19 protein-coding genes are annotated in these 24,596 nt (G+C 42.9%); 6 read left to right on the top strand and 13 right to left on the bottom strand.

Features of this window, described 5'->3' with window-relative positions:
- The first annotated feature begins 529 nt into the window (after positions 1 to 529).
- Entirely contained in the window at positions 530 to 676 is a 147-nt protein-coding gene (locus V7L29_RS19190) for a hypothetical protein (protein WP_334692472.1), read from the top strand.
- 327 nt (positions 677 to 1,003) lie between these two features.
- Here the strand turns inward: V7L29_RS19190 and V7L29_RS19185 are convergent, their stop codons facing one another.
- Positions 1,004 to 1,933: a cation diffusion facilitator family transporter gene (locus V7L29_RS19185; RefSeq protein WP_334736504.1), complete on the bottom strand. Its 930-nt coding sequence runs from the start codon at positions 1,931 to 1,933 to the stop codon at positions 1,004 to 1,006.
- 182 nt (positions 1,934 to 2,115) lie between these two features.
- On the opposite strand from V7L29_RS19185, the gene V7L29_RS19180 reads away from it, so the two are divergent.
- The gene (locus V7L29_RS19180) at positions 2,116 to 2,247 is read left to right on the top strand and encodes a hypothetical protein (protein ID WP_334736503.1); all 132 of its coding nucleotides are present in this window, start codon (positions 2,116 to 2,118) and stop codon (positions 2,245 to 2,247) included.
- Here V7L29_RS19180 and V7L29_RS19175 read toward each other — a convergent pair.
- The 7 genes from V7L29_RS19175 to modA all read right to left on the bottom strand — a co-directional run bounded on the left by V7L29_RS19175 (position 2,230) and on the right by modA (position 12,512).
- Positions 2,230 to 4,443: a xanthine dehydrogenase family protein molybdopterin-binding subunit gene (locus V7L29_RS19175; protein ID WP_334736502.1), complete on the bottom strand. Its 2,214-nt coding sequence runs from the start codon at positions 4,441 to 4,443 to the stop codon at positions 2,230 to 2,232. The genes V7L29_RS19180 and V7L29_RS19175 overlap by 18 nt on opposite strands.
- Positions 4,440 to 5,423 carry an FAD binding domain-containing protein gene (locus tag V7L29_RS19170; protein ID WP_334692476.1) on the bottom strand — a complete coding sequence of 328 codons (984 nt, stop codon included), beginning with the start codon at positions 5,421 to 5,423 and terminating at the stop codon, positions 4,440 to 4,442. The genes V7L29_RS19175 and V7L29_RS19170 overlap by 4 nt, the downstream gene beginning before the upstream one ends.
- Positions 5,410 to 6,033, bottom strand: coding sequence for a (2Fe-2S)-binding protein (locus V7L29_RS19165; protein WP_334692477.1), 624 nt, complete (start codon positions 6,031 to 6,033; stop codon positions 5,410 to 5,412). The genes V7L29_RS19170 and V7L29_RS19165 overlap by 14 nt, the downstream gene beginning before the upstream one ends.
- Before the next feature lie 963 nt (positions 6,034 to 6,996).
- On the bottom strand, positions 6,997 to 8,919 hold the full coding sequence (locus V7L29_RS19160; protein WP_334736501.1) for a tetratricopeptide repeat protein: 1,923 nt from the start codon (positions 8,917 to 8,919) through the stop codon (positions 6,997 to 6,999).
- Between the two features lie 6 nt (positions 8,920 to 8,925).
- Positions 8,926 to 10,179 carry a hypothetical protein gene (locus V7L29_RS19155; RefSeq protein ID WP_334736500.1) on the bottom strand — a complete coding sequence of 418 codons (1,254 nt, stop codon included), beginning with the start codon at positions 10,177 to 10,179 and terminating at the stop codon, positions 8,926 to 8,928.
- A 705-nt stretch (positions 10,180 to 10,884) separates the two neighbouring features.
- Positions 10,885 to 11,106 carry a hypothetical protein gene (locus V7L29_RS19150; RefSeq protein WP_334692480.1) on the bottom strand — a complete coding sequence of 74 codons (222 nt, stop codon included), beginning with the start codon at positions 11,104 to 11,106 and terminating at the stop codon, positions 10,885 to 10,887.
- A 611-nt stretch (positions 11,107 to 11,717) separates the two neighbouring features.
- The gene (gene modA / locus V7L29_RS19145; RefSeq protein ID WP_334692481.1) at positions 11,718 to 12,512 is read right to left on the bottom strand and encodes a molybdate ABC transporter substrate-binding protein; all 795 of its coding nucleotides are present in this window, start codon (positions 12,510 to 12,512) and stop codon (positions 11,718 to 11,720) included.
- A gap of 93 nt (positions 12,513 to 12,605) precedes the next feature.
- Between modA and V7L29_RS19140 the strand changes: the two genes are divergently transcribed.
- Positions 12,606 to 13,049, top strand: coding sequence for a TOBE domain-containing protein (locus tag V7L29_RS19140; protein ID WP_334692482.1), 444 nt, complete (start codon positions 12,606 to 12,608; stop codon positions 13,047 to 13,049).
- 1,527 nt (positions 13,050 to 14,576) lie between these two features.
- Positions 14,577 to 16,403 (top strand): iron uptake porin, encoded by a 1,827-nt coding sequence (locus tag V7L29_RS19135; protein WP_442944218.1) that lies wholly within the window; start codon positions 14,577 to 14,579, stop codon positions 16,401 to 16,403.
- A gap of 132 nt (positions 16,404 to 16,535) precedes the next feature.
- Here the strand turns inward: V7L29_RS19135 and V7L29_RS19130 are convergent, their stop codons facing one another.
- Positions 16,536 to 18,155 carry a cyclic peptide export ABC transporter gene (locus tag V7L29_RS19130; RefSeq protein WP_334736498.1) on the bottom strand — a complete coding sequence of 540 codons (1,620 nt, stop codon included), beginning with the start codon at positions 18,153 to 18,155 and terminating at the stop codon, positions 16,536 to 16,538.
- A 201-nt stretch (positions 18,156 to 18,356) separates the two neighbouring features.
- Between V7L29_RS19130 and V7L29_RS19125 the strand changes: the two genes are divergently transcribed.
- The gene (locus V7L29_RS19125; protein WP_334736497.1) at positions 18,357 to 20,012 is read left to right on the top strand and encodes a B12-binding domain-containing radical SAM protein; all 1,656 of its coding nucleotides are present in this window, start codon (positions 18,357 to 18,359) and stop codon (positions 20,010 to 20,012) included.
- A 165-nt stretch (positions 20,013 to 20,177) separates the two neighbouring features.
- Here the strand turns inward: V7L29_RS19125 and V7L29_RS19120 are convergent, their stop codons facing one another.
- From V7L29_RS19120 to V7L29_RS19110, 3 genes are all read right to left on the bottom strand, one after another.
- Positions 20,178 to 21,200: a zinc-dependent alcohol dehydrogenase gene (locus V7L29_RS19120; protein WP_334692507.1), complete on the bottom strand. Its 1,023-nt coding sequence runs from the start codon at positions 21,198 to 21,200 to the stop codon at positions 20,178 to 20,180.
- A gap of 116 nt (positions 21,201 to 21,316) precedes the next feature.
- A complete protein-coding gene (locus tag V7L29_RS19115; protein ID WP_334692486.1) occupies positions 21,317 to 21,502 on the bottom strand; it encodes a hypothetical protein in 186 nt (61 codons plus the stop codon).
- A 56-nt stretch (positions 21,503 to 21,558) separates the two neighbouring features.
- Positions 21,559 to 22,629: a glycosyltransferase family 4 protein gene (locus V7L29_RS19110; protein WP_334692487.1), complete on the bottom strand. Its 1,071-nt coding sequence runs from the start codon at positions 22,627 to 22,629 to the stop codon at positions 21,559 to 21,561.
- Between the two features lie 458 nt (positions 22,630 to 23,087).
- On the opposite strand from V7L29_RS19110, the gene xth reads away from it, so the two are divergent.
- Complete coding sequence (gene xth / locus V7L29_RS19105) at positions 23,088 to 23,870, top strand: exodeoxyribonuclease III (protein WP_334736496.1); 783 nt, start codon at positions 23,088 to 23,090, stop codon at positions 23,868 to 23,870.
- A 137-nt stretch (positions 23,871 to 24,007) separates the two neighbouring features.
- Here xth and V7L29_RS19100 read toward each other — a convergent pair whose 3' ends face one another.
- On the bottom strand, positions 24,008 to 24,337 hold the full coding sequence (locus V7L29_RS19100; RefSeq protein WP_334692489.1) for a hypothetical protein: 330 nt from the start codon (positions 24,335 to 24,337) through the stop codon (positions 24,008 to 24,010).
- Between the last annotated feature and the right edge of the window lie 259 nt (positions 24,338 to 24,596).

Raw genomic sequence — 24,596 nt, 5'->3', positions numbered from 1 at the left:
CTTTACAAAAACTTTAAAGTAGTTAATCGCCCTTTTAAGTCACCTTCAGTAGACCGAAAAATGAGTGCGATCGCCCTTCGTATTTCTCTACCAAGTTGTCTTACAGCAATAATTAGAGCGAATCGATGCCGCTTCATACTTGCGCTTCAGCAACACTGTAACTGTTATTAGATTGATCGGGTAATTGTCATTCGTAAGAGGTTAAGGTCATATACCATTTGTCAATAAGCAATCGTACTTATAATATTACCAAAATTGGGGTCGAAAACAGAATTGTTAGGCAGGCAATCGCATAATCTTGATCCGTATCATTCATTGTCACGCTTCAAATTAAATACAAGAGTTCCTTAATACTTCCGTTTTTTCCAAATTTTCAGCATAATTTCTAATTGACAAAAGTAAGATTATCTTAACCTCTTACCGATGGGGAATTGCTTATCTTTTTAATTGCGGGAGATGTACAGACATTCCATACCCGTTCATGTACTACTTGACACCACTTTGCGCGGCGCTAAAAAGCTAAAAACAATTGCCACGAAGAACAATGCAAGCCGATACATTCACAGGGCAAGTCAATGCATTCGCAATGCAAGCCGATACATTCACAGTGCAAGTCAATGCATTCACAATGCAAGCCGATACATTAACAATTCTTACTTTAGTGATCGCAAGTTAATCAACTTAATTGAGTTTGCGAATTAGCGATCGCTAATCGGAGATTGAGCTTTTATCGTTTCGGCGTTGCAGTTGATTCAGAGATGCGAACTGCCGAAGGCGGCAGCGCTTCCGCAGAGCGGACGCTTACGCGAACGCTATCGCGCGATTCTTTAAAGCTCAATACGCTTGGGTTAAGAATTTCTTCCTTCTCTTTGCGTCCTACCCTGCGGGAAGCCACTTCGTGTCTATGCGTCCTTGGCGGTTCGTTAAAAAATTGACTTGAAGAAAGAGTTTTAGCCTTAACCCAAGCGTATTGCTTTAAAGCTCAACGGCAGCAATTAATCTCTTATCTGATATCTTGCATTTGCTGATTGCTCGGACGCTCCAACTCCAAATCTTCCCAAGAAACTGGATCTTCTACAGGTTCCAGGTGAGTTGTAACGTGGGTTGAAGGCAGCACCCGAAGAATAGCCAGCTCAATTGCCTCGCACAAATCATGCCCTTGTTGCACTGTCCAAGATCCAGGCACAAGAACATGAAAGGAAACAAAGCGGCGGGTTCCAGCAGTGCGGGTTCGCAAGGCATGAAACTGGATGTCCTGATGTTTGTACTCGTTAAGGATGCTCTTGATTGCATCAATTTCTTTTTTAGGCAAAGCTGCATCCAGTAAAGCGCTACCGGTTTCTTGCAGCAACCGAAATCCTGTCCAAGTAATATTTGCTGCTACTATCAGTGCGACAATTGGATCAAGCACGAAAGCGCCTGTTACTTTGACCAGGAAGATTCCAACTACCACACCACCCGAAGTCACCACATCGGTAAATAGGTGGTGAGCATCAGCCCTGAGTGTAATGGAACGCAACCGTCGCCCTGCGCGTAGCAAGATAAAGGCAACAACGCCGTTAATTACAGTTGCAAATAGGGAGAGTGCCAACCCCAATCCAAGTTGTGTTAACGGTTCTGGATGCAACAAGCGTCCCCAAGCTTCAACAGCAATGCTGATGGCTGCCACTACAATCAACGCACCTTCTGCACCACTGGAGAAGTATTCGGCTTTAGAATGCCCAAAGGCGTGTTCGGCATCGGCTGGTTTATCAGCATAGGTCAATGCCCACAGAGCTACCAATGCTGCCACGAGATTTACAATTGACTCAATAGCATCTGAAAGCAAACCTACTGACCCGGTTAGCAGGTAAGCGCCAAACTTTAGAGCAATAGTGACGATTGCCGCTGCAATCGACAAGAAAGCGTAGGAGCGGGCTGATCGACTACTCATCTCAGTCACGGAGGTAACTACAGTGATTCCGAGCTAACAGTACCAAATTTGACTTTAATCGTCATCAGCCCTGAGACTTCTACTGATTGGTAAAAGAAACGACAGGATCAATATGCTCAAGACGCGATAAATCGCGTCTCTACATCAGGATTTTGGGCTTATCTGAATATTTACTACAGGATATGATTGCCGCGGATGAACTTCTTGCTCATACTGGTTATGTAGCGATCGCCAATCGGATGATTGAGCTTTCATCGTTTCGGCAATGCCTACGGCTGGCTACGCCTACGCAATATCTACAGCAGCTTGTCTAGTGTAATTGGCAAATCGCGGATGCGTTTACCTGTGGCATGATAGACAGCGTTGGCGATCGCCGCTGCCGTGCCGGTAATCCCAATTTCACCAATTCCTTTGACACCAAGCGGGTTGATATGTGGATCGTGTTCATCAACAAACAACACCTGAATATCAGGAATGTCTGCATTCACTGGCACGTGATACTCAGCTAAATCATGGTTGACAACACGTCCGAGATTGGGGTCTGTTACTGTCTGTTCCATCAGTGCCATACCAATACCATAGATAATTCCACCGATCAGCTGACTGTTGGCTGTTTTAGCGTTGAGTATGCGTCCCACGCCAAAAGTTCCCACCCAGCGCGTTACTCGCACTTCGCCCAAGTCAGGCTCAACCCGCACTTCTGCAAACTGCGCTCCAAATGCGTGCATTGAGAACTTCTTTTGTTCTTCTCCCAACTTGGCATCGGCACGCGCTTCGATCATTTTCATTCCATGCCGTGCCAAGATTGCCTGATATGTTTCGGTTGCAGACGATTTATTTTTTAAGAAAAAGCTGCCATTTTCAGCAATCACATCCTCAGCGTTTGAACTATAAAGCGGCGATTTTTGATCGGCAAGTGCTAGTTCCAAAAGCTGACTACGAGCTTGATTTCCCGCTAAATGCACGGATGAGCTGACACTGGCGGCAGTTTGCGAACCACCAGAAACGGGGGTTTCTGGCATTTTAGTATCGCCTAGTTCAAAGCGGACTTTCTCAACTGGTAGACCGAGTGCCTCAGCTGCAACTTGAGTCATCACAGTATAAGTCCCCGTGCCAATATCTTGCGAACCACTCTGGACAACGGCTGTACCGTCTGCCATAATTCGAGCGATCGCCGATGCCGGAGAACGATTGGTCGGATAAGTCGCTGTTGCCATACCCCAACCAATCAAATAATTGCCGTCTCGCATCGAACGTGGTTTAGGATTGCGCTTTTGCCAGCCAAACTTTTGTGCTCCTAATCTGTAGCACTGGATGAGTGACTTGCTCGACCAAGGCAGTCCTTTACTAGGATCGACATCAGCATGGTTACGCAGACGCAGCTCCACCGGATCGATATTCAGCGCATAAGCCAGTTCGTCCATTGCCGATTCTAGGGCAAACGATCCAGAAGATTCTCCTGGCGCCCGCATGAAGGTTGGTGTACCCTCATCGAGTTGCACTAGACGGTGGCTGGTTTCGATATTCGGGCAAGCATAAATCATCCGGGCGCTTTTACCAACTGGTTCGATAAATTCATCGAAAGTTGAAGTCTGGGAAATGCCAGCGTGTCGCAGAGCGGTCAATTTGCCCTCGCGGGTTGCACCTAGAGAAACCTGTTGAATTGTCTCTGGTCGAAAGCCGACAGGCCCATACATTTGTATCCGTCCCAGAACTAATTTCACTGGACGCTTAACCTGCCGTGCTGCCATCGCCGCTAGAGGCACATGCGACCAAGACGACCCTTTGCAACCGAAGCCACCACCAACAAAGTAAGACATAACGCGGACTTTCTCTGGCTCAATTCCTAATACCCCCGCAACTTTTTTTTGAGCCTCAAAGATTCCCTGAGTGGCATCATACAGCAGCAGTTGATCGCCTTGCCAAACTGCTGTTGTGGCATGAGGCTCCATTGGATTGTGATTTTCGATTGGTGTAGTATAGGTTTGCTCGACGCGGACAGCCGCAGCCCTTAGTCCCTGGTTGACGTTGCCATGCGCTGAATCAGGCGGTTCTTCTCTGGGGATTTTACCTTTAGGCAAGTATGCTTTAGCGAGATTGTCTCGCATATTGATTGTCGGTTTCTCTTCGTTATAACGAACTTGCACCAACGAGGCAGCGTGCATAGCTCGTTCAAAAGTATCGGCAACAACGATACCGATGTGCTGACCGCTATAAAGCACAATATTATCTTGCAGCACTTGCAGCTTGCGACCGCCGCCCTTTTCTCCAAAAGCTTTGGGCGCGTTCAGGTGGGTAATTACTGCTAATACACCCGGTACTTGTTCCGCCGCCTTGGTATCGATTTGGGCAATCTTGCCTTTGGCGATCGTGCTTTGAATCGTCACACCATAAGTCATTTTTGCTACCGGAAACTCTGCCGCATAGCGCGCGCCACCAGTTACCTTCAAATGTCCATCTACTCGGTTAAGCGGTTTGCCGACAACTGTATTTGTATCCCCTGTATTCATGCCATTCCTCCCACCGTTGTCAACGCCTTAACAATTGTGCGTTTAGCAAGTTCGACCTTAAACCCGTTATATTTTTGAGGTTTAGCTCCAGCGATCGCTGCTGTGGCTGCTGCTTGAAATGTTGCCTGGTTTGCGGGCTTATTCAACAGAGCTTTTTCAGCTTCATAGGCACGCCAGGGCTTTGTTCCTACTCCACCGAGGGCAATACGTGCCGAGCGAATAATCCCATTTTCAATATCTAATGCAGCCGCAACCGATGCCATCGCAAAGGCATAGGAGGCGCGATCGCGGACTTTTAAATAGTGCGATCGCCTCGCAAAGTTTGAAGCAGGCAAATCAACGGCAACGATTAACTCTCCGTGTTGTAGAACTGTCTCTGTTTCTGGTGTATTACCCGGTACAAGATGAAAATCGACCAGCGGAATACTGCGCTCTCCGTTCGGCCCGCGTGTTTGCACCACTGCATCGAGTGCCACCATTGCCACAGCCATGTCGGAAGGATGAGTGGCAATACAGCGATCGCTACCGCCGAGAATTGCATGAATCCGGTTGTAACCCTCAAGCGCCGCACAACCTGAACCTGGAACGCGCTTGTTACAGGGCATCGAAGTGTCGCGGAAGTAGTAACAGCGTGTACGTTGCAGCAAATTCCCGCCTACACTTGCCATATTTCGCAGTTGCGGCGATGCCCCAGACAGCAACGCCTCTGACAACACAGGGTAACGCTCCTGAATCATCGCATTATAAGCAACGTCACTATTGCGTGCCATTGCGCCAATTCGCACGCCGTTGCCCTGCATTTCTATCTTGGTTAGCGGTAATGGGTTAATGTCAACCAACTCTTTTGGTGTCTGGACATTCAGCTTCATCAAATCGATTAAGCTAGTACCACCAGCGAGGTATGAAGCTTGAGCATTTAGAGTTACCAACCCCACAGCATTTTCCGCTTGTCCTACTTTTTTATAGTTAAACGGCTGCATCTTTTTTTCCCCCTAAGACATCGTGGACAGCAGCCACGATATTTGGATAAGCGCCACAACGGCAGATATTGCCGCTCATCAATTCACGAATGTCGGCATCTGACTTAGCGTGTCTTTCGTTAACTAAACCTACTGCCGAACAAATTTGTCCCGGTGTGCAGTAGCCGCACTGAAATGCATCGTGGGCAACAAATGCAGCTTGCATTGGGTGCAAATTGCCTCCTTGCGCTAAACCTTCAATAGTTGTAATAGCAGCATCGGTGTGCATGATGGCAAAAGTCAGGCATGAGTTAACACGCCGCCCATCAATCAACACTGTACAAGCACCGCACTGACCATGATCGCAGCCTTTTTTAGAACCAATTAGCCCTATGTATTCCCGAAGTGCATCAAGTAAGGTAACACGTGGTTCAATCTGCAAGTTATGTGCTGTTCCGTTTACTTGCAGTGTCACCTTCATAGTCTCAGGTGTCGGAGTTGCAAGTTTTGGCGTAGTTTTTCTGACTTGAGTTTGTGCTATACCTTTCTCTACAAAATTATTAATTGTAGCCGCTACTGTGCTGAGGATCATCAATTGACCCAACCTGCGGCGTCTTAGGACAAACCTCATCTGTTTACTCCATTCTGTTTTTGTTGGTAATAATATTGAGTAATTCTCTTGACTTGAATTTTTTTATAGAAAACCACTCTTTATTACAAGCATTTTCCTAAAAATGACATTGTTAATAGAATACAATTTCATTTTATTATCGTCTCTCTATCAGAAGATTTATGCCAGAAGTATCATCTATATCTATCATTATGTTTTATAACAAAAGTGGTTTATATTCAATATAAAAGTTAAAATAGATAGTAATTATTAAATTGATCATCTCTACTAATTATTAAAAATTACTGTTAGAATAATCCAGGGCGATCGCATCTAAATTACTTTTGCTCACAATCAAAGTAAAAAAGCAACAAAAAAATCAGCATTTCTCTTTTGAGTTATTTTTCTCCACTCAAAGCGATGTCGAGAACGAGCTACGCCTACGTTTAAATCTTTGTCAATAAACAAGTTAATAAAATTATTTATCGACTAGATTGAGAATATGCTCTTCTTATTGACATGATGCGCTCGCCTGATCTAGACTTTATCCAAAATTAAGAACTCGGTTTTCTTTATCCGGTAAAAACCATAGCTTTTTAGCAAATACTTTTGGTTGTTCAGTACCTGTTATGCCAAATTATTATTTAAAAATCAAAACTTGGCTTAAAAATAAAGGTCAAAAGCCCAAATCATTGCCAAAACCCTAAAATGTTAGTAAAAAGGCTTTATTTTTATTGAATAGCAAAGGTTATAAGGTTTTCTCAAGCCAAATTAGCATAATATGTAATGAAGAGCCATACTTTTTCCATATCAGAGATTATCGATGAAGTTCAAAAAGTAAAACTATTCTCCCACAGAGGTTTCAGTGATAGCGTAGACGCTTTTTAAGGTCTTGCCATAAACATGGCGTTGCGAAAAAAATGGATCAAGTCAAACTGAGAGGATGTTTGAAAAGTATTAAAGGAATCAATTAAGCATCTCGACTCATTGCCCAAAAGAGTTTAGTTGCAAATAAGTCTTCAAATCTTGTGCTGCCTCTTCTTCTCGCTCTAAAGCGGTAAAGGCGACTGCCCGGTTTTGGTACAAATCGGCGGTTTCAGGTGCCCATGCGATCGCTTGATTCAAATCATTCAAAGCTTCTTGATAGCGTCCAGCTTCATAATGCAGAATGGCACGGTTGGCTAATACTAGAGGTTGGTTAGCATCTAGAGCTAGCGCTGCATTATAGTCCGCCAACGCTGCCTGCGATTGCTCTAACATATCAAATACTTGGGCACGAGCCACTAGCACTGAAAACTGATTTGGTTGTAGATCGAGGGCGGTGGAATAGGCATGTACTGCTTGTGGCATTTTATCCAAGCGTCGATAGCACTGTCCGACATTTGCCCAAACTTCTGGATAAGGTGCACTTAACTCAATCGCCTTTAAATAGTCCTCAAGGGCATCGTTTAACCAACCTATCTTAAAATACAAGTTACCGCGCGAGTTGTAGTACTCGGAGTAATTGGGGTCAATAGCCATCGCTGCTGTAAAGTAATGGATAGCTTCCTCGTGATTGCCGATGAAATCATAAACCTGAGCAATGTTAAAAAGTAAGACTGAGCGATAAAGAAGATGTTGTTCCGGGTTTAAGAGGGCATTGACTTGCTCGTAGCACCATTGGCAAAGTTCCACAGCTTCTTGGTGTCTACCTTGGCGGTAGCGAATTAGTGCCATGCCGTTACGGTTAAAGGTTTTTTGGAACAGTTTTACGTCTTCTGGTATATTGCTACGAGCCAGTTCTGCTAAACCTCGTTCCAGGTACGCTTCCGCCTTTACGATGTCCCGTTCTTGCAACTCGCGGATGTACAACATCGCCATCATAAAGCAACCTTGAAACAGGTTATCGGGATTGTTTGTTCCCTGCATGGCTCGTTCCATGATTTCAAAGGCTTCTAGAGGTTTATCCAAAGCTACGTAACTGGTATATAACATGGAATGGATAAGCCAGCGTTTTTGCATGTCCTGCGGACAGTAGCGCTCTAGCTGTAGCAAGGCAGCCTGAGCAAACGCTAGAGCATCTTCGTAAAAACCTTTTCTGTTATAGATTGCAGCAGCCTTGATTTGATATTTCAATGCCAACTTTGGTTGGTTGCTTAGTAGCAAATACCGGATAAGTCGTGGTAGGTGAATCTCTTGTTCAATTAAGTCATTTTCCAGTTGCTGTTCTAGTTTCCCAGCTAATCTAGCCATCTCTTGCAGGGAAATATTAGTTGTCGGACTGGGAAGTAAGTTGAGGCGGATGTGCTCTAAATACTGGTTGCTAAACTTACCAGTGACATCTTTGTGATTTGCTTCGGGTGCGATTGCCACCAGCAAAGTTAAATTCAACTGCTGACTGCGACGGCGCATCAATTCTGCAAAAAATATCCGTACCAAACCGCCAGAAAAATCATAGCGATCGCAAGCAATCACCCACCGAGAATTTTGAGAACGTTCAAACCAAGCAGTGAGAAGATCAATAATTCCGTGGATAATCCGAAATGCTCGGTCTGCTGGGTAGTTGCGGATTTGCTCTTTTTGAATAGCTATGTCTGTTAAGCTGGGATATCGCACAGATATAGTTCGCCGCAAGGCTGGTAAAACTCTGGTTAACTCATAATTGTGTTTGATAATCAAATCCGCTGCTTGCGCCTGAACTTGGGGAAGTATATCGGTTAATAAATCCTTCAACCCAGCCCAAGGACCATCTTGATTATGGTCGCAATTGAGCAACCAAGTAGTCGCCCCCCGATCTTCAGCTTGATTGAGCCATTGTTGCAAACAGTTACGACGCGATTCCCCAGATTCTGCTTCTAATACAATTACCTTATTAATTTCTTGAAGAGGACTTGTTGGTATACTGCTTAAATCCAAAGTTAAATTCATAAAATTTCACCTTTGTTTTGTATAAAAACTGCGAATCCAAAGCCCAAAGCCGAGGGTATAGGGAATGCAGACAAGTAATATCAATAACATTGCATCAATAAAAGCGTAAGGGTTAGCTTGAAACCCAGTACTCAAAACCGCGACAAGTTTTATACAGTAGTGCCACATTAAAGGCAAGTTAATTAAAATTAAGGAACCGAGTGCAGCCGTGCGACCCACAAGCCATAAAATTGCATACAAGCGAATGATCTGCCGTTCACGTGCTGGGATATAGGATTGTTCTACCTTGCGTACCCGATGAATCACCCGCGCTAACTGGTTGCGGACAAATACTTCGGTATCTTTCATCAGGCTTTTACACCTAAAGAAATTGGCAATAACGTAGTAGTAATCAGTCCGCATGAAAAAATAGCACTGCCACAGCAAACCTAGCAAATAGTTCAGCAATAAAGCGCGACCCAGTTGGAAAACAACTGGAGGCATAACAATCCACCCATGCTTTTGAGCCAAAAATACCAGGGTGAGGATAGCACCAGATACCGTGTCTAGGAACGATCCTGCTAAGAATGGCAGATAGCGTTGGTTGCGAGGGACACCCCAAATACCAGTCATATTTGTTTCTGCCACCAACATCCACATCCGATTGCTGATAGCCATGCGACAGGAAACACCAAGGGCGCGAGCCGCTACTAAGTGAGCCATTTCATGTAAAAAAAGTATTACGCAATCGAGGACAGCCAGTACCAAAATCATCAACGTGGTATTTTCTGGGAAAAAGTAAGCTTCCCAACTAGGAACAAGTGCAGGGTCGAAAGCGATCGCCAAGAGTGCTAAACTAACTAAAACGGCACAGCCAATCAAAACAGGGCGGCTAAATATTTTTTGGGCAAGCGATTGCGGGAAGTTTGCGAAGTGATACCGTACCTTTGCAGCTTTGATAGTCGGGGGTGCAAAGGTAACCTTAATAACAGCATGGGAGCATTTTCCTTCATCTTGGAGCAGAGGTTTAACAAACCCCTTACCCTCAAGAATGTCGAGCAAATCCTCAATATCAGGAAGTTCACCATACTTTTCCTGATAGATTAACTGAGTCTCGCCTACCGTCTTTCCTACCGCTAGGTAATCTAATATTTCTACAGCATCAGATGGCAACACTAAAAATAAATCAGTTTCAGGGTGTCCGATGACAACTTCCTCATCCTCTGGTTGCCTAGTAAACGGGTAAACTGCAACAAGAGTATCGCTTGTATATTGCCTCATTGATATTTTTCCAAAGATAGTCGAAGCCGCTACTTGAAAGTAGCGGTTCCGACAAAACACAGATAACAAAGTTTCCAAATAATAATCAATTCCTGCAACAGGAGATTTTCTTCAAGAAACCTAATTTGTAAATCCTATGATTAATAGAGTTTACAAAAGGGTAATGATAAATATGTAGTGAAACCAGCGCCTAAAAGTCTCACTCAGCAAAGGCTGAAAATCAGAAAATCACTACTTCTATACCATTACAAACAAGAGCAAGCACCGTAGTAACACGGTCGTGTAGTTTTGAGAGTTTCAGCTTCGCGGATGACGAACTTTTTCATCGGCTTCAGTTCTTGCTTATTCATAGTTGTCATAGATTTAATCTCCTATTTAGATTCTTTGGGTTGAATGTAGTTTGATGTAATTGAGAAGAGGTTGTTGTTACCTCTTCATCAACTCCTTACGACTGCTTTGATTTTTTATGCACTCTAGTGCAAGATCGCTGAACATAAGTTTCTTCAGCGCTGAAGGGCTTGAATCTTCACATATTTGGGTGTTTTTTACCCATCAACTTACTCCATTAATTCCTTAGGTGGCAATCCGCCCCAGTGAGCCACAGCTTGCGGAGTATCCTTCCATACTTTCGGTCTTTGAGGAAAATCTTCGTGCTAGTGCCGTGGTTCAAAATATCCTAAGTCTTCGTTGAGCATGATGTCTATTTCAATAAATACTTCGACTATGTTTTATGTCGGGGTCTTTATGACACGTAGCGATGTTATGTTTTATCCCGTGGCGTACTGGCGTAAGCGATCGCTCCATCAAGGAGATAACGAGAAAAGTCAGTTCTTCAACACCTTGCACACGATCAAACAGCCAATCGGCGACAGACAAATAGGCTTCTAGACTGAATGGCACTAAGAAAAGCCCAAAGTCTTGTGTCACCTTGTTCCCAGCCTCTAGACTGGGAATGTATTCTGAGAGGCTCTGCCTCTGGTCAACAAAGAGGAGGCAGAGCCGAATGGCACCAAGTTAAAACCAAAGTCCTATAGAGACTAGTTCCCAGGCTGCACCTGGGAATAGGCTGTTGAAGGCAAAGTCTCCAAGAATTGCATTACAAGTCAAAGCCTTGTAACGAGAGCTAAAAAACGGGATTCTATAGGCTTTCTGGCTTAACTTAGTGCCAAGAGCTAAAAAACGGGATTCTATAGGTTTTCTGGCTTAACTTAGTGCCATTCGAGGCAGAGCCTCCCACGATGGGTTCCAGCCCAGAGGCTCTTAACCAGTTAAGGCAAGGGCTATGTCTTAACTTAGTGCCATTCGGTTAAGAAGGGTAACAGTCATAGTTGCGTCCTTTTTTTGAAGTTTGCATCCGTACTAAAATCAAGGCTTTCAAGCAGCTTTGTGCCTGTGCAAACGGGGGAAACTCCAGACGCTCTCTACCATACGCTTTAAATCCCGACTGTAGCAAGATCCCGCAGAGTAACTTAACGGAGTCGGAGCCTAACTAATTGTTCAGGATGAGCTATGTGTTGAGGTTACGGGTCTTAAACCCTTTAATTTACGAGAAACCCATATTTTCTGAGTACAGTCTTGGCTTGACTGCCAGATAAAAACTGGACAAATTCCTTGGCAGCAGAAGTATTTTTACTACTCTTGAGCACAGCCATTGGATAGACAATCGGTGAATGATACTTATCGTCAGCAGCGACTACGACTTTTACCTTCTTGGAGATTTTGGCATCAGTGGCATAAACTAAACCCGCTTCGGCATTACCACTTTCTACTGCTGCCAAAACTTGACGCACATTGTTAGCAAAGACCAATTTTGACTTGACTTGATCATAAAGTTTTAATTTCTTTAAGACTTCCTCCCCATATTGCCCTGCGGGTACACTTCTGGATTCACCGATCGCAATTTTTTTAATCTTACTATCTGTTAAATTGTAGAAGCTACTGATGCCAACAACATCCTGAGCCACAATCAAGACTAGACGGTTATTTGCTAAGTTAGTACGGCTACCTGGTAGCAACAGTCCTTTTTGTTCCAAGGCATCCACTTGCTTTTTGCCAGCAGAAATAAAGATATCTGCTGGCGCACCTTGCTCAATCTGTTGCTGCAAGGCACCAGAAGCCCCAAAGTTATAACTAATATTGATATTTGATTTATTTTGTTGGTACAAAGGCTTAATTTCTTCGAGCGCATCTTTTAAGCTGGCGGCTGCGGACACGAGTATGTTGGTGTTTGACTGTGCTATTACAGGAGAAGGAGTAACCAATGGTAAACCAATCGCTAGCAGCAAACCAGCAAGTGCTATACCTAGAAAGCCAAAAATTTGTCTTCTTTTCATAGAAAAGGTGCTTGAGAGGTTTTTTACTAAAATTGATGCTAGGTAGAATCGTAACAATAATACCAAGATTTTCTCAACTATATCGGTAAAATTATGCCTAGAAAAGAACAAGGATGGGTCACATTCCAAACCTCAGAAGAGGAGCGAAAGATTTTGGAAGAGTTTTGTGGCCAGTCTCAGCGAACTAAGACTGAGATTCTGCGGGAACTGGTACGTGGTCTTAATCAACACTCTTCACCATCAAACTTGCTACCAACCAGAAACACAGAAGAGGAAGATATCTACACTCAACAGCCTGAGATAGAAATTAGTATTCAAAAGAAACCACTCAAAGTTAGCTCCCGCAATATTCTCAAGGGTGTTGTTAAACGAGTTGTCACTGGAGCCGTTAATAGTGAGGTGACGCTAGAGATTGTTCACAAAGTTGAGTTAACTTCGATTATCACCAAAGTATCGGTAGAAGAGTTGGATTTATCTGAGGGGAAAGAGGCTTATGCCGTTATTAAGTCCAACGATATAGTTATTGCCAGGGAATAGGCTGTGGTAATCTCTGTGAACAATTATTTTAGCGATCGCTTTGCTATTCACTCAAGAAAAACGATCAAAATTTTCTCATGAATAATTCCAGATAGCTGTATAAACTTCTTAATCGATGACTGTTGAGATGTTGACTTTTTGCTATAGGACTCCGATTTGATTTTTGAAAACATACTGAGACTGAAAACCCCTTTTTCTCAGTGTTTCATTGAAATATTGTTCAGGAATCAGACAGGAGTCCTATATGGACGCTTGTAATGGTGTTGATCGACTCAAGGTAAGCGTATATAAATTACTCTTGACAAAAACCCCAGTTCATGAATTAAATAATACACTTTGTCTTGGCACTATGATGAGCTAATGTCAAAACTGTGAAAAGATTACTTGATTGTACCCAAAGTATTTATGAAAAAAGACAGGGGTTACCTGCCTTATATAATTAATTGATATTGTGTTCAGTATGTATAACACATGATTTTGACAAACCTATTACACAATTGTGTCAAAAATGTGAATACGCTTGCTAGTAAAGACGATTGTCCTGATGGGAGGGACAAGCAGGGCGATCGCATCTAAATTAGTTTTGACCAAAACTAAGGTTAAGAACCAACCAAAAAATCAGCATTTCTCGTTTGATTTATTTTCCAAGCCTCAAAGTGATTACCTGATTTTCTGTAATCAGCGAAGTGGAATAACTCTGTTCTGCTGGCCTTTAAAGTTGAGTTAATTTTTTAATTTTTGGCGACTAGCGAGGCAGAAGATATGACTTGATAAAAGCTTGACAATTTTTTGCTGTTACAGATAATTATTTTATACAGAGAATTATATTGAGATAATATTGATACAAAAATGATATAGAGATTATGTACGTAGTTCACTTTTAAACAGCAATTGACATTATAAACATCACTGTTAACAATATCTGTGTTGTTGAGGAAAGCAATTATTTTGCGGGTTACAGCTAGTAGTACAATACGGCGGAAATAAACATACCATTTCAAATGGCGCAAAAGCCCGAAATACAATTATGCGTGACTTTTGACTTTTGAATGAGTGACTTCCGCCTTGCAGTACTAGTGTTATTTACCTTTCAAGACGCAAAGTAACCACCTTAGTCTTGTTCGCTGCCAGAATGATCGCAAAATAGTGCTGTGTAAATCAGGCAACGCACCTTTTTACCAGTACGATGCTGGCAATTTGGGCATGGCAAATCTTGAATTAAAATTTACTGTCCTAAAGTAACGATACTTGCATTTTACAAGTCTCTATGCAAAAATAGGTTGCCAAAGTACTGTAAACCTATCGGGTTACAGTATTTAAATAAAAAATAATCAAATGCGATTTTCTTTCCTTTCATATTCAATCACTGGATTGCTGGTTTGAGACTCTGAGATTTCAGATATATAGCCAGCTAGATATTTGCTAGTAAATAATCTGGCATTTAAGTAGAAGTATTGTGATAAATATTTCTGCGGTTTTTGCTGTTCAATTTTTAGTCAGTTTTTTCACTTTTAAGGTTGAGGAGTCATGTCGATTGTTCACTGGAATTATAGGTTTAGATTGTGCTTACTTTTTTTGGTAAATATTTCAATTATTTCAGTTATTAATCCTGCAAAAAGTCAGGCTAATATACCTGAATCTGTTGCATCTACTGTGAGTGATACCACCCTTGTTCCTGCTTCTGGGCAGTTGCCTGTATTTTTTCGTGATCGCAACAATTTTGTGGCTGAGAAAGTTACACCTGTTTCACAATTACTCTCACCTATACCTAAACGATTACCTACTTTTAAGACTACCGATCCCACAATGAGCAGGCATCAAGTGCGATCGCCAGATGACAATACAGCAATGGAACAGGTAACTTCTGTTTCGCAGTTATCAGATGTCAAACCTACTGATTGGGCGTTTCAAGCCTTGCAATCTTTAGTGGAACGGTATGGGGTGATTGCAGGCTATCCCAATCAAACCTTTCAAGGTGATCGGGCAATGACTCGTTACGAGTTTGCGGCGGGACTAAATGCAGCGCTGGCTCGAATCAATGAGTTAGTAAGTGCAGGAACCAGCGATCTGCTGAGAAAAGAAGATTTAGAAACATTGCAAAAACTCCAAAATCAATTTGCGCCAGAACTAGCCGAACTGCGAGGGAGAGTAGATTCGTTGGAAGCACGAACAGCAACTCTTCAAGCACAGCAGTTTTCCACCACAACTAAACTCATTGGTGAAGTCGAGACTGTGATTGGAGGAGTTGTGGCAGGCAATAATGTCGTCACCAAGCAACCTGCACCCCACAACTTCACATTTCAAGACCGGGTTACTTTGCGCTTAAACACCAGTTTCACCGGTACAGATCAACTGCGGATAGCACTCACAGGAGGAAATATTGCCTCTATAGGAGGAACAAGAAGTGGAATACTTGGAACCAATGATGGCAGAACTTCTGATAACGCCAGTCCACTTTTCCCCAACAATCAATTTTACCTCTCTGGCCTCCGCTATCGTTTTTTAGCTGGTAGTAATACTGCAATTAATGTTTTTGCTCAGTCTGATGGAGTCTTTGAACTAGGTTTGAGTGGAACCATCAACCCGTATTTTGAAGGGTCAGCAGCTAATGGGATCTCACGATATTCGCGGCGAAATATGGTCTATGACTACGGAGATACCGGAGCCGGAATCGCCATTCTCCATGACTTTAGTAAACAATTTCAATTAGGGTTGGAGTACACCTCGATTAACGGTAACAATCCTACAGACAATAATGGCTTATTTGCAGGCAGGTATGTAGCTCTAGGACAATTACTATACAATAGCCCCAAGAGTAATTTCCGGCTGGCTTTGACTTACGCCAATACTTATAGTCCACCAAACACTACAGGTCTAACTGGCACAAACTTCGGTCCAGTTATCGGCAGTAACTTAGCAAACAGCACCGTGGCTGGAACAGGAACTTTAGCGAATACTTATGGTGTAGAAGCGTTTTATCGGATTAATCCATCTGTGGCATTAAATGGATGGGTAGGTTATTCCGCGCACCGTTACTTAGGGCGTGGTGATGCAGAAGTCTGGGACTGGGGTGCCGGACTATCATTTTCCGATTTATTCCACAAAGGTAGTTTGGGAGGTATTTTTGTGGGCATGGAGCCAAAGTTGACTAGTCTGAGTAAGAACGTAAATTTAGGAGCGGGCGCTGGTCAAGTAGACAAAGATACCTCCTTACATATTGAGGGCTTTTACCAATATCAACTTAATGACAATATTGCGATCACACCCGGTGTAATATGGATTACTGCACCTGACTTTGATGCTGACAATCCTGATAGTGTAGTTGCTTGGCTCCGCACTACCTTCAGATTTTAACTTGAAAAAACTACAGCAATCTTGAATCATTTGTGAGAAAGAAGCTCTCCGACTTCTTAAAAAAGTCGGAAAGCTGGAGGTTGCAATTCTCATAAATCAAATAAGTAAGTCGTTTATCCCAATCCGCTTGGGTTAAGTTTTGTCGTACTCTATTTGTCCATAGTCAAGTTTGATAATTCGGTTTGCTAAATGAAAATAACGATCATCGTGGCTAATCACCAGCACTGTTTTACCCCGCGATCGCAGTTCTGGCAGTAGTTGAGTGTAGAATATTCCTTTGAATACTGGATCTTGATCAGCTGCCCACTCATCAAATAGATAAATTGGTCGATCTTCCAAGTAGGCTGTGAGTAAAGCTAGTCGTTTCCGTTGTCCTTGAGAAAGAGCAGTAGTAGAAAGTTGTGCATTTTCAACTTTCACCTTATGCTCTAGTTGCAGTTGTTTTAAATATTTTGTGGCTTGAGTATCCAAGTGAGAATTTTTTAATCCTAAAAGTTCTTCAAATAAATAAAAATCGGAAAATACCACGGAAAAATGCTGGCGATACCATTCTCGGTTCTGTTCGCTAATTAACTCGTTATCAAACCAAATTTCGCCATTTTCAGGGATGTATAGTCCAGTAATTAGTTTCGCTAATGTAGATTTACCACTACCATTACCGCCGACAATGAAGACTAATTCTTGAGGATACAGTGTTAAGTCGATGGGGCCAAAGATAAAACTATTGTCTTCTTGATCTGTGTAGTAAGTGTGGGTAACACTTTTAAATTTTAAGCTGTGCCAGTCAGATTTAAGGGCAGGTGGAACAGTCGATATTTCAGTTCGACTAGCTAGAGATAAACCCAGTGACTCAATTTTTTGCAAAGCAATGCTGGCTTTGCTTAATAGGGGAAGTTTGCTGATGATGTTATCCATTGGTAACACCAAGTAAGTCAAGGTCAAAATGTAGCCAGAGAGAGTTTGAGGATTAATGGTAAGCAGATTAGGCAGCGCGAACAGTACAAAACCGAGGGCAAAAAAGAATACGAGTTGACCCCAGCTTGAAGTTGTGGCAAAAAGGGTTAGACCGTTAACGTTGTGATCACGAAATTCGTTAGCAGTTGATTGCAGTTTTTCTTCTAAAAAGTCTTGACGCCGCCTATAATTTAGCTTGAGTTCCTTGACTCCTTCGGTAATGGTGCGAAAATGTTTAAACAGATGATCTTCATCTTCACGAGCTAGGGCTAGCAATTTCCCGCCTCTGTTGAGTAGCCACTGACAACTAGCGATCGCTACTACTGTAACACCACAAACCATCAGCAGTACTAACCAAGAGAGCCAGGTTATATATGCTATACCACCCAGGACGATCGCTAAATTAATAAAGATGAAAGGCAGCTGATAAACAGCATTGGCAACCGCCTGAATATCTTCTGTTAAAGTTGCCAATAATCGAGAATTCCCTAAGCGTTCCAGATGACTCAACTCGGAAGCGAGAATTTGACGACTCAAACGCATCCGTAATTGCAAAACTGCATTCTGAGAAAGGCGAATCAGCATCACTTGGGAAATGATACTGGTAATCAAAGCAACCATTGCCAGCCCCGCAAAACCCCAAATTATGGATGTGAGGCGGGAAGTGGAGCTGCTACTTGCAGCACGGCTAATTAGGGCAATCAAGCCAGCACTACTACCACCACTCAGGAATCCGGTAGCGATCGCGATCGCTACCATCCCCCACGAAGAACGTAAAAGAAAATAAATCAAATTCATGATAGACGCCTATGCCCCATGCCCCATGCCCTATTTTCAAGATAGTTGTTTGCAGACCAATTTAGGCTGCGCTTCTAGGGTAAGTTTTCTATCTTACAGTTAAAAACTTCTGAAATATCACGGTAAGCTAGTTGGAATTACATTTGATTCTGCCAGTAGATTGTTAAATTAGCTGCTTAGTTTTCCGGGGTGAAATTTGCGATGACTGTGAATATAAAGTCTTTGGATAAACAAATTCATGTAGCGACCGATTCTAAAACCGCTCCTGTCACTCAAGGAACCCGCTACGTTCCTTCGCACCATCGACGCATTCTGTGTATCTTTCCTAAATACAGCCGCTCTTTTGGTACTTTTCATCACGCATATCCACTTATGGGTAATGTCCGGGCTTTTATGCCACCCCAAGGTATTTTAATTGTGGCTGCCTACTTACCTAAAGAATGGGAAGTGCGGTTTATTGATGAGAATGTCAAATCAGCAACTAGGGCTGATTACCAATGGGCTGATGTGGTGATTGTCAGTGGAATGCATATTCAAAAACCACAAATTAATCAAATTAATGAACTTGCCCATCGAGCCGGCAAAATCACAGTTGTGGGTGGCCCCTCCGTATCTGGGTGTCCAGAATATTATCCTGAGTTTGATATTTTAAGTTTGGGTGAATTGGGAGATGCAAATGATCACCTGATCGAATATCTCGACCAAAATCTGGAACGTCCCCAAGCGCAAATTCGCTTTGAAACTAAGGAACGTTTGCCCCTAACAGAGTTTCCCACTCCAGCTTATCATTTGCTGAATATCAATGATTATTTCCTGGCAAATGTCCAGTTTTCCAGTGGTTGCCCTTATCGCTGCGAGTTTTGTGATATTCCAGAACTCTACGGCAACAATCCCCGGATGAAAACACCAGAGCAAGTAGTTGCGGAGCTAGATGCAATGCGACAATCTGGGAATTTGGGGGCAGTCTATTTTGTCGATGATAACTTTGTTGGCGATCGCCGCGCCGCTATGAAGTTGCTTCCTCACCTGATTGACTGGCAAAAGCGCAATGGTTATCCTATCCAGTTTGCCTGTGAAGCAACGCTCAACCTAGCTCAAAGTCCAAAATTGCTAGAGATGATGCGCGAAGCTTATTTCTGCACAGTCTTTTGCGGCATTGAAACACCTGAACCAAATGCTCTCCATGCTATTTCCAAAGACCAAAATCTAAGTCTACCGATTTTAAAAGCGATTCAGATTTTAAATAGCTATGGCATGGAAGTAGTATCAGGAATCATCATTGGGTTAGATACAGATACACCAGAAACAGCAGACCGAATTATCGAATTTATGCGGGCATCCCAAATTCCCATGTTGACAATTAACCTCCTTCATGCATTACCTAGAACTCCTTTATGGCGGAGGTTAGAAGCAGAAGGACGAATTGTCTTTGATGAAAGCCGCGAATCAAATGTTGAATTTTTGATGCCCTACGAGCAAGTTATTGAGATGTGGCGGCGCTGCATTACAACAGCTTATGAGCCAGAATTTTTATATCAGCGGTTCGCCTACAATATGGAACACACCTACCCAAACCGCATCAAAGTACCAAACAGCCCAGCTCGCACTTCTAGGGCTAATATTCGCAAAGGTTTAACTTATTTAGGGAATATTTTGCTGCGGATAGGCATATTTAGTAACTATCGTCAGACTTTCTGGAAAATGGCCAAGCCAGCCCTGAAAGCGGGTGATATTGAAAACTTGATTCACGTTGGACTTGTCGGACACCATTTGATTAAGTTTGCCCAAGATTGTGCCAAAAACGAAGAATCGGCTTCGTTTTATTCTCAAAAAATCCTTACCAAAGTTCGTAGTTAACTGTTGCTTTATTGCAATTTTTATAGGGTGGGCACTTAGAAGAAGATTGAGTGGCGATCGCACTTGCTAATTCTTCCTCACTCAGCAAAATTATAGATCCTCTGGTGTCCAGATTTCCTACATTGTTTGGCTAGACCCAGAGCATCTGCTGTACCCTGCAAAAAGCTAAGGAATCATCGCTACCTTAATAACCTGACGCGCCTTCATCTCACAAAACACCTGTTCTAAATCTTTTAATGGCCGCTGTTCACTAATAAGTAACTCAAAGGGAATTTTGCGACTAGCGATCAGTGCCAGCGCCTCCCGCACATATTCTGGTGTATTATGAAACACACCTTTAATAGTAAGTTCGCTGTAGTGCAGCTGTTCTGTATTCACGGTAATGCTGGTATCTCGTGGACATCCACCGAATAAGTTGACTGTTGCACCAGGACGGGCGCAGGCGATCGCAGTTTCCCAAACACTTGGTACACCAGTTGCTTCAATCACTACATCTGCGCCCCATCCTTGGGTAAGTTCTTTCACCACACTGGGAATATCCGGGATTTGATGATAATTAAAGGTCTGGACTGCACCCAATTTCTGACCAATTTCTAGCCTGTGGTTATTACCTCCCCACAGCAACACCTCAGCTTGACCACTCAATGCCGCCACAAACATCAGCCCAATCGCCCCATCTCCTAAGACGACTATTTGATCTTTGGCTTTGACGTTAGAACGGGCTACACCATGCAACACACAAGCTAGAGGTTCCGTCATCGCTGCCAATTCCCACGGCAACTCATCGGGAATTTGTAACAAATTATGCTGTACTATAGCTGCGGGAATCTTCAGGTATTCGGCAAAAGTTCCATTATTCCAGGTCAGATTCGGACATAATGAATACTCTTGACGTTGACAAAAAAAGCAACGGCAGCATGGGGCGGAATTATTAGCGACGATGCGATCGCCCACTTGCCAACCAGTCACACCTGCACCCAAGGCAACAATTCGCCCAGCACCTTCGTGACCAAATAGCGTCGGCGGTATCAACATCTTGGCATGACCACCACGCCGCCAGACTTTCAAATCTGTACCACAAGTTGTTGCTACCCCCACTTGGATCACAACTTCGCCAGCCGCCGGAGTGGGGTCAGCAACTTTCTCTAAGCGTAAATCTTTTTGACCATAAAGTAATGCTGCTAACAAAGCTTTAAACCTATCAATTGGCTCCATCCGATTTTATCAGTTGAAGATAGTTGATAGGTTTAAATAAATTAGTCTTGATTTCTAGTAGGCTTTTATTAATCTCAAATGCCGTAAAACTAGGAATTCACCACTGGCTGAGGAATCACTCCGGTGTTCCGAGTTTCCACATTAGGCAAGCGAGTAACAGTTAATAGCGGTACTTCTTGTCGGCACGACAGGCAAAACCAATATAGTTCACCATGACGGGCATGACGCAACAGGGAACCACCGCAGCATGGACAGGTGTTGGCTCTCGTACTCATAACCAATGTTCTCCTTAAAAAAAGTTATTGTTTAAGCTGGATAAAAAAGCAGTTGATTAAAACTCGATGTTAGCTGCATGAATGCGGCCATTTGATTCTATGCGGTCTTTAATAATTTGTCTGTAAACAGCTTCATATCCGTTAACCATTTGGCTAACGCTAAAGTTGTTTTCCACATATTTTCGACAGTTTTGACGATTGAGTTCCAAAGCTAGGGGAATCATTGCCGCCATTTCTGCATAGCTTTTGCAGATAAAACCTGTTTTACCGTGGGCAATCACCTCAGGTACGGAGCCTAAATTCATGGCTATCACTGGTGTACCAGTTGCCATTGATTCAATCATTACTAAGCCAAAAGGTTCTTGCCAGTTAATGGGGAAAAGAGTTATGGCAGCATTGCCCAGAAGTTCAGCCTTTTCGGCGTGGTTAATTTCGCCTAGATATTCAATTTGCTGACCATCTATATAGGGGACAATCTCTTGTTCAAAAAACTTAGAGTCTACTAAATCAACCTTTCCTGCCATCTTCAAGCGCCAACCACTCTGTTTAGCAATAGCGATCGCATGTTGTGGCCCTTTCTCTGGCGAAAAACGACCTAAAAAAGCTAAATATGGGGGTTCTGACGGTTGGGCTACGAATGGGTAATCTGCTAGCTCAATTCCGTTATAAACCGTGCCAATATAATTAAGATCGATTTGACGCTGCGAGTTACTAATGCTGACGTATGGTTGCTTTTGGTGGTAGCTAAATGCGTGACGGTTGTCTTTTGTAAAATTACCGTGCAGGGTGTGCACTGTAGAAGTTGCTGTTATCAAACTCGCTAAAGGTAATGCCGAAATCCCTAAATGAGAATGGATAATATCGAATTGGGCAGCACCTTGGTAAACTTCGCTCAGTTCCAGCATTTCGTACACTACATACTCTTTGACATTTGGGTCTAAGCGCAATGCACATGGATAAACTGCTTTTAAATGAGCCAAAGTTTGAGAATCGCCAGAGGCAAACAAAGTTACCTGATGACCGCGACGAACAAGTTCATCAGTCAAGCGACTCACTACCAGTTCTATTCCTCCATAATTAGGAGGTGGAACCCTTTCCCATAAGGGGGCGACTTGAGCGATTTTCATAAGTTTTTTCGGTTCAGTCTATGAAATTGTTCTCAATATAATGAGTTGCATCATTATTGTATGAGAACAGAGCATTTGTACTTACTCTTTTGACATTTAAATTAACCTAACAGGCTACCAAAAGCGCAATAACGGTTAACCGTAGCGCAAATTTGCTACCGACAAATCTAACGGACTATCGGCAAAAGTTAACACTGAGCTATGCTTCTAACCTATAACCAATCAATTACTTGTTGCATCTGTCTTCGGGATCATAATGAAGTAGAATATTTTGTAGTATAACTTACAAAATTGAATATTTAGTAGCTGAAAACACTAAAATATGGAATGGGATCAAGTCATTAAAGCTTCGTTTAAACGTAATTGGGAAATGGAATAGAAATTATAAATGTTAAATGATTGTACAACAATTACATAATTAGTAATTAGTAATTTGTAATAACTCTGATAACTAACTAATGAAAATCGCTACTTGGAACGTCAACTCAATTCGCACTCGCCTCGAACAGGTTAACGATTGGTTAACCCTAAATCCCGTTGATCTTCTCTGCTTGCAAGAAACCAAAGTTGTGGATGCCGAGTTTCCGCGATCGCCTTTTGAGCAGCTGGGCTATAACCTTTATATATCAGGACAAAAATCTTATAACGGCGTAGCCCTGATTAGCCGCCAGCCACTCCTAAACGTAAGTAGCGGGTTTAGGGCGATTTTGCCAGATTTACATCCCGAATGGGATGAGCAAAAGCGGGTGATTACAGGTGTAATTGATGGTGTTCGGATTGTGAATTTATATGTTCCCAATGGCGCAGCAGTAGGAACTGAAAAATATGAATACAAACTGCGCTGGTTGACAGCACTAGGCGAGTATTTGCGATTGCTCGTGCTGTCACAACCTGCAATTTGTGTGTGCGGAGACTTCAACATCGCACTGGAAGACAAGGATATTCACGAACAAGTGAGTACAGAAAATCACATTATGGCAACAGATACAGAACGCCAAGCCTTACGGGATATTCTGACACTGGGATTTGCCGATGCTTTTCGCAAATTCACCACAGAAGGCGGAAATTATAGCTGGTGGGATTATCGTGCCGCCGCCTTCCGTCGCAACTTAGGTTGGCGGATTGACCATCACTATCTCACACCCGTGCTATATGAGCGTGCTAAAAGTTGCATCATTGATGTGGCACCTAGGAAATTAACCCAACCTAGCGATCATGTGCCAGTAATTGTGGAATTTTAAATGGAGCTGCGAGGTTTTTGACAAAACCTAACCAAGAAAAACTTTATAAGCTACGAAAAATCAAGCCTTTTCAATCCCTATTTCTGTTTTCGTCCACATCTGGGCTGAATGCCATAAACAGCTTGCTCCTTTACTCATCAAATAAAAGCATTCCCTAACTCAGTGCCAAGTGTAGCCAGAACAACATCTTTAGCGTGTTCGGCAGCACTACGAGCACTCTCAGCCAAGATTGTATCTGTGTTAGGCGTTAGTTTGGGGGCTGATACTAGATAGCCTAAACACTTTAGATAGTTATCTGTAAGGTTTAACAGTGAGAGACGTTTGATTGTAGCACTATCACCACTGTGGAAGGCTTCTATAGCTTGTTTTTGTTGCTCTGTAGCTGGTTCACCCAATACATTCAGAATGGCTTCTACAGCTGCTTGAACACGCTCAACAGTTATATCTGTGTTGACGGTTGTAACCATTGCTTCAACTCCTAATGATATAATCGGTTTGTTTATTTCGGTCGAACTGCGGCAAATAGATAGTCGTAAAAACCAGCGGGAAGTTGTAGGAGCAGGCAATACAGCCTTTTTTCTCCAGGCTATAAGTCTATTTACAAACGGTCGCACTATTTTTTTATATAAGTGCGGTTAAAATTTGCTATGCGATTACCTACTTTCCCCTAGAACTGAGGTGAAGAAAGCGATCGCCCTCATCCACGTTGACTAATACCATTAAATG

The sequence above is a fragment of the Nostoc sp. genome, assembly GCF_036916575.1.
Classification (GTDB): Bacteria; Cyanobacteriota; Cyanobacteriia; order Cyanobacteriales; family Nostocaceae; genus Nostoc.
This window is presented reverse-complemented; position numbering and strand designations above follow the sequence as displayed.

Excerpts from the sequence above, each read along its gene's own strand:
- V7L29_RS19185 (WP_334736504.1), bottom strand. The coding sequence starts at position 1,933 with ATGAGTAGTCGATCAGCCCGCTCCTACGCTTTCTTGTCGATTGCAGCG.
- V7L29_RS19180 (WP_334736503.1), top strand. The coding sequence starts at position 2,116 with ATGATTGCCGCGGATGAACTTCTTGCTCATACTGGTTATGTAGCGATC.
- V7L29_RS19175 (WP_334736502.1), bottom strand. The coding sequence starts at position 4,443 with ATGAATACAGGGGATACAAATACAGTTGTCGGCAAACCGCTTAACCGA.
- V7L29_RS19170 (WP_334692476.1), bottom strand. The coding sequence starts at position 5,423 with ATGCAGCCGTTTAACTATAAAAAAGTAGGACAAGCGGAAAATGCTGTG.
- V7L29_RS19165 (WP_334692477.1), bottom strand. The coding sequence starts at position 6,033 with ATGAGGTTTGTCCTAAGACGCCGCAGGTTGGGTCAATTGATGATCCTC.
- V7L29_RS19160 (WP_334736501.1), bottom strand. The coding sequence starts at position 8,919 with ATGAATTTAACTTTGGATTTAAGCAGTATACCAACAAGTCCTCTTCAA.
- V7L29_RS19155 (WP_334736500.1), bottom strand. The coding sequence starts at position 10,179 with ATGAGGCAATATACAAGCGATACTCTTGTTGCAGTTTACCCGTTTACT.
- modA (WP_334692481.1), bottom strand. The coding sequence starts at position 12,512 with ATGAAAAGAAGACAAATTTTTGGCTTTCTAGGTATAGCACTTGCTGGT.
- V7L29_RS19140 (WP_334692482.1), top strand. The coding sequence starts at position 12,606 with ATGCCTAGAAAAGAACAAGGATGGGTCACATTCCAAACCTCAGAAGAG.
- V7L29_RS19135 (WP_442944218.1), top strand. The coding sequence starts at position 14,577 with ATGTCGATTGTTCACTGGAATTATAGGTTTAGATTGTGCTTACTTTTT.
- V7L29_RS19130 (WP_334736498.1), bottom strand. The coding sequence starts at position 18,155 with ATGAATTTGATTTATTTTCTTTTACGTTCTTCGTGGGGGATGGTAGCG.
- V7L29_RS19125 (WP_334736497.1), top strand. The coding sequence starts at position 18,357 with ATGACTGTGAATATAAAGTCTTTGGATAAACAAATTCATGTAGCGACC.
- V7L29_RS19115 (WP_334692486.1), bottom strand. The coding sequence starts at position 21,502 with ATGAGTACGAGAGCCAACACCTGTCCATGCTGCGGTGGTTCCCTGTTG.
- V7L29_RS19110 (WP_334692487.1), bottom strand. The coding sequence starts at position 22,629 with ATGAAAATCGCTCAAGTCGCCCCCTTATGGGAAAGGGTTCCACCTCCT.
- xth (WP_334736496.1), top strand. The coding sequence starts at position 23,088 with ATGAAAATCGCTACTTGGAACGTCAACTCAATTCGCACTCGCCTCGAA.
- V7L29_RS19100 (WP_334692489.1), bottom strand. The coding sequence starts at position 24,337 with ATGGTTACAACCGTCAACACAGATATAACTGTTGAGCGTGTTCAAGCA.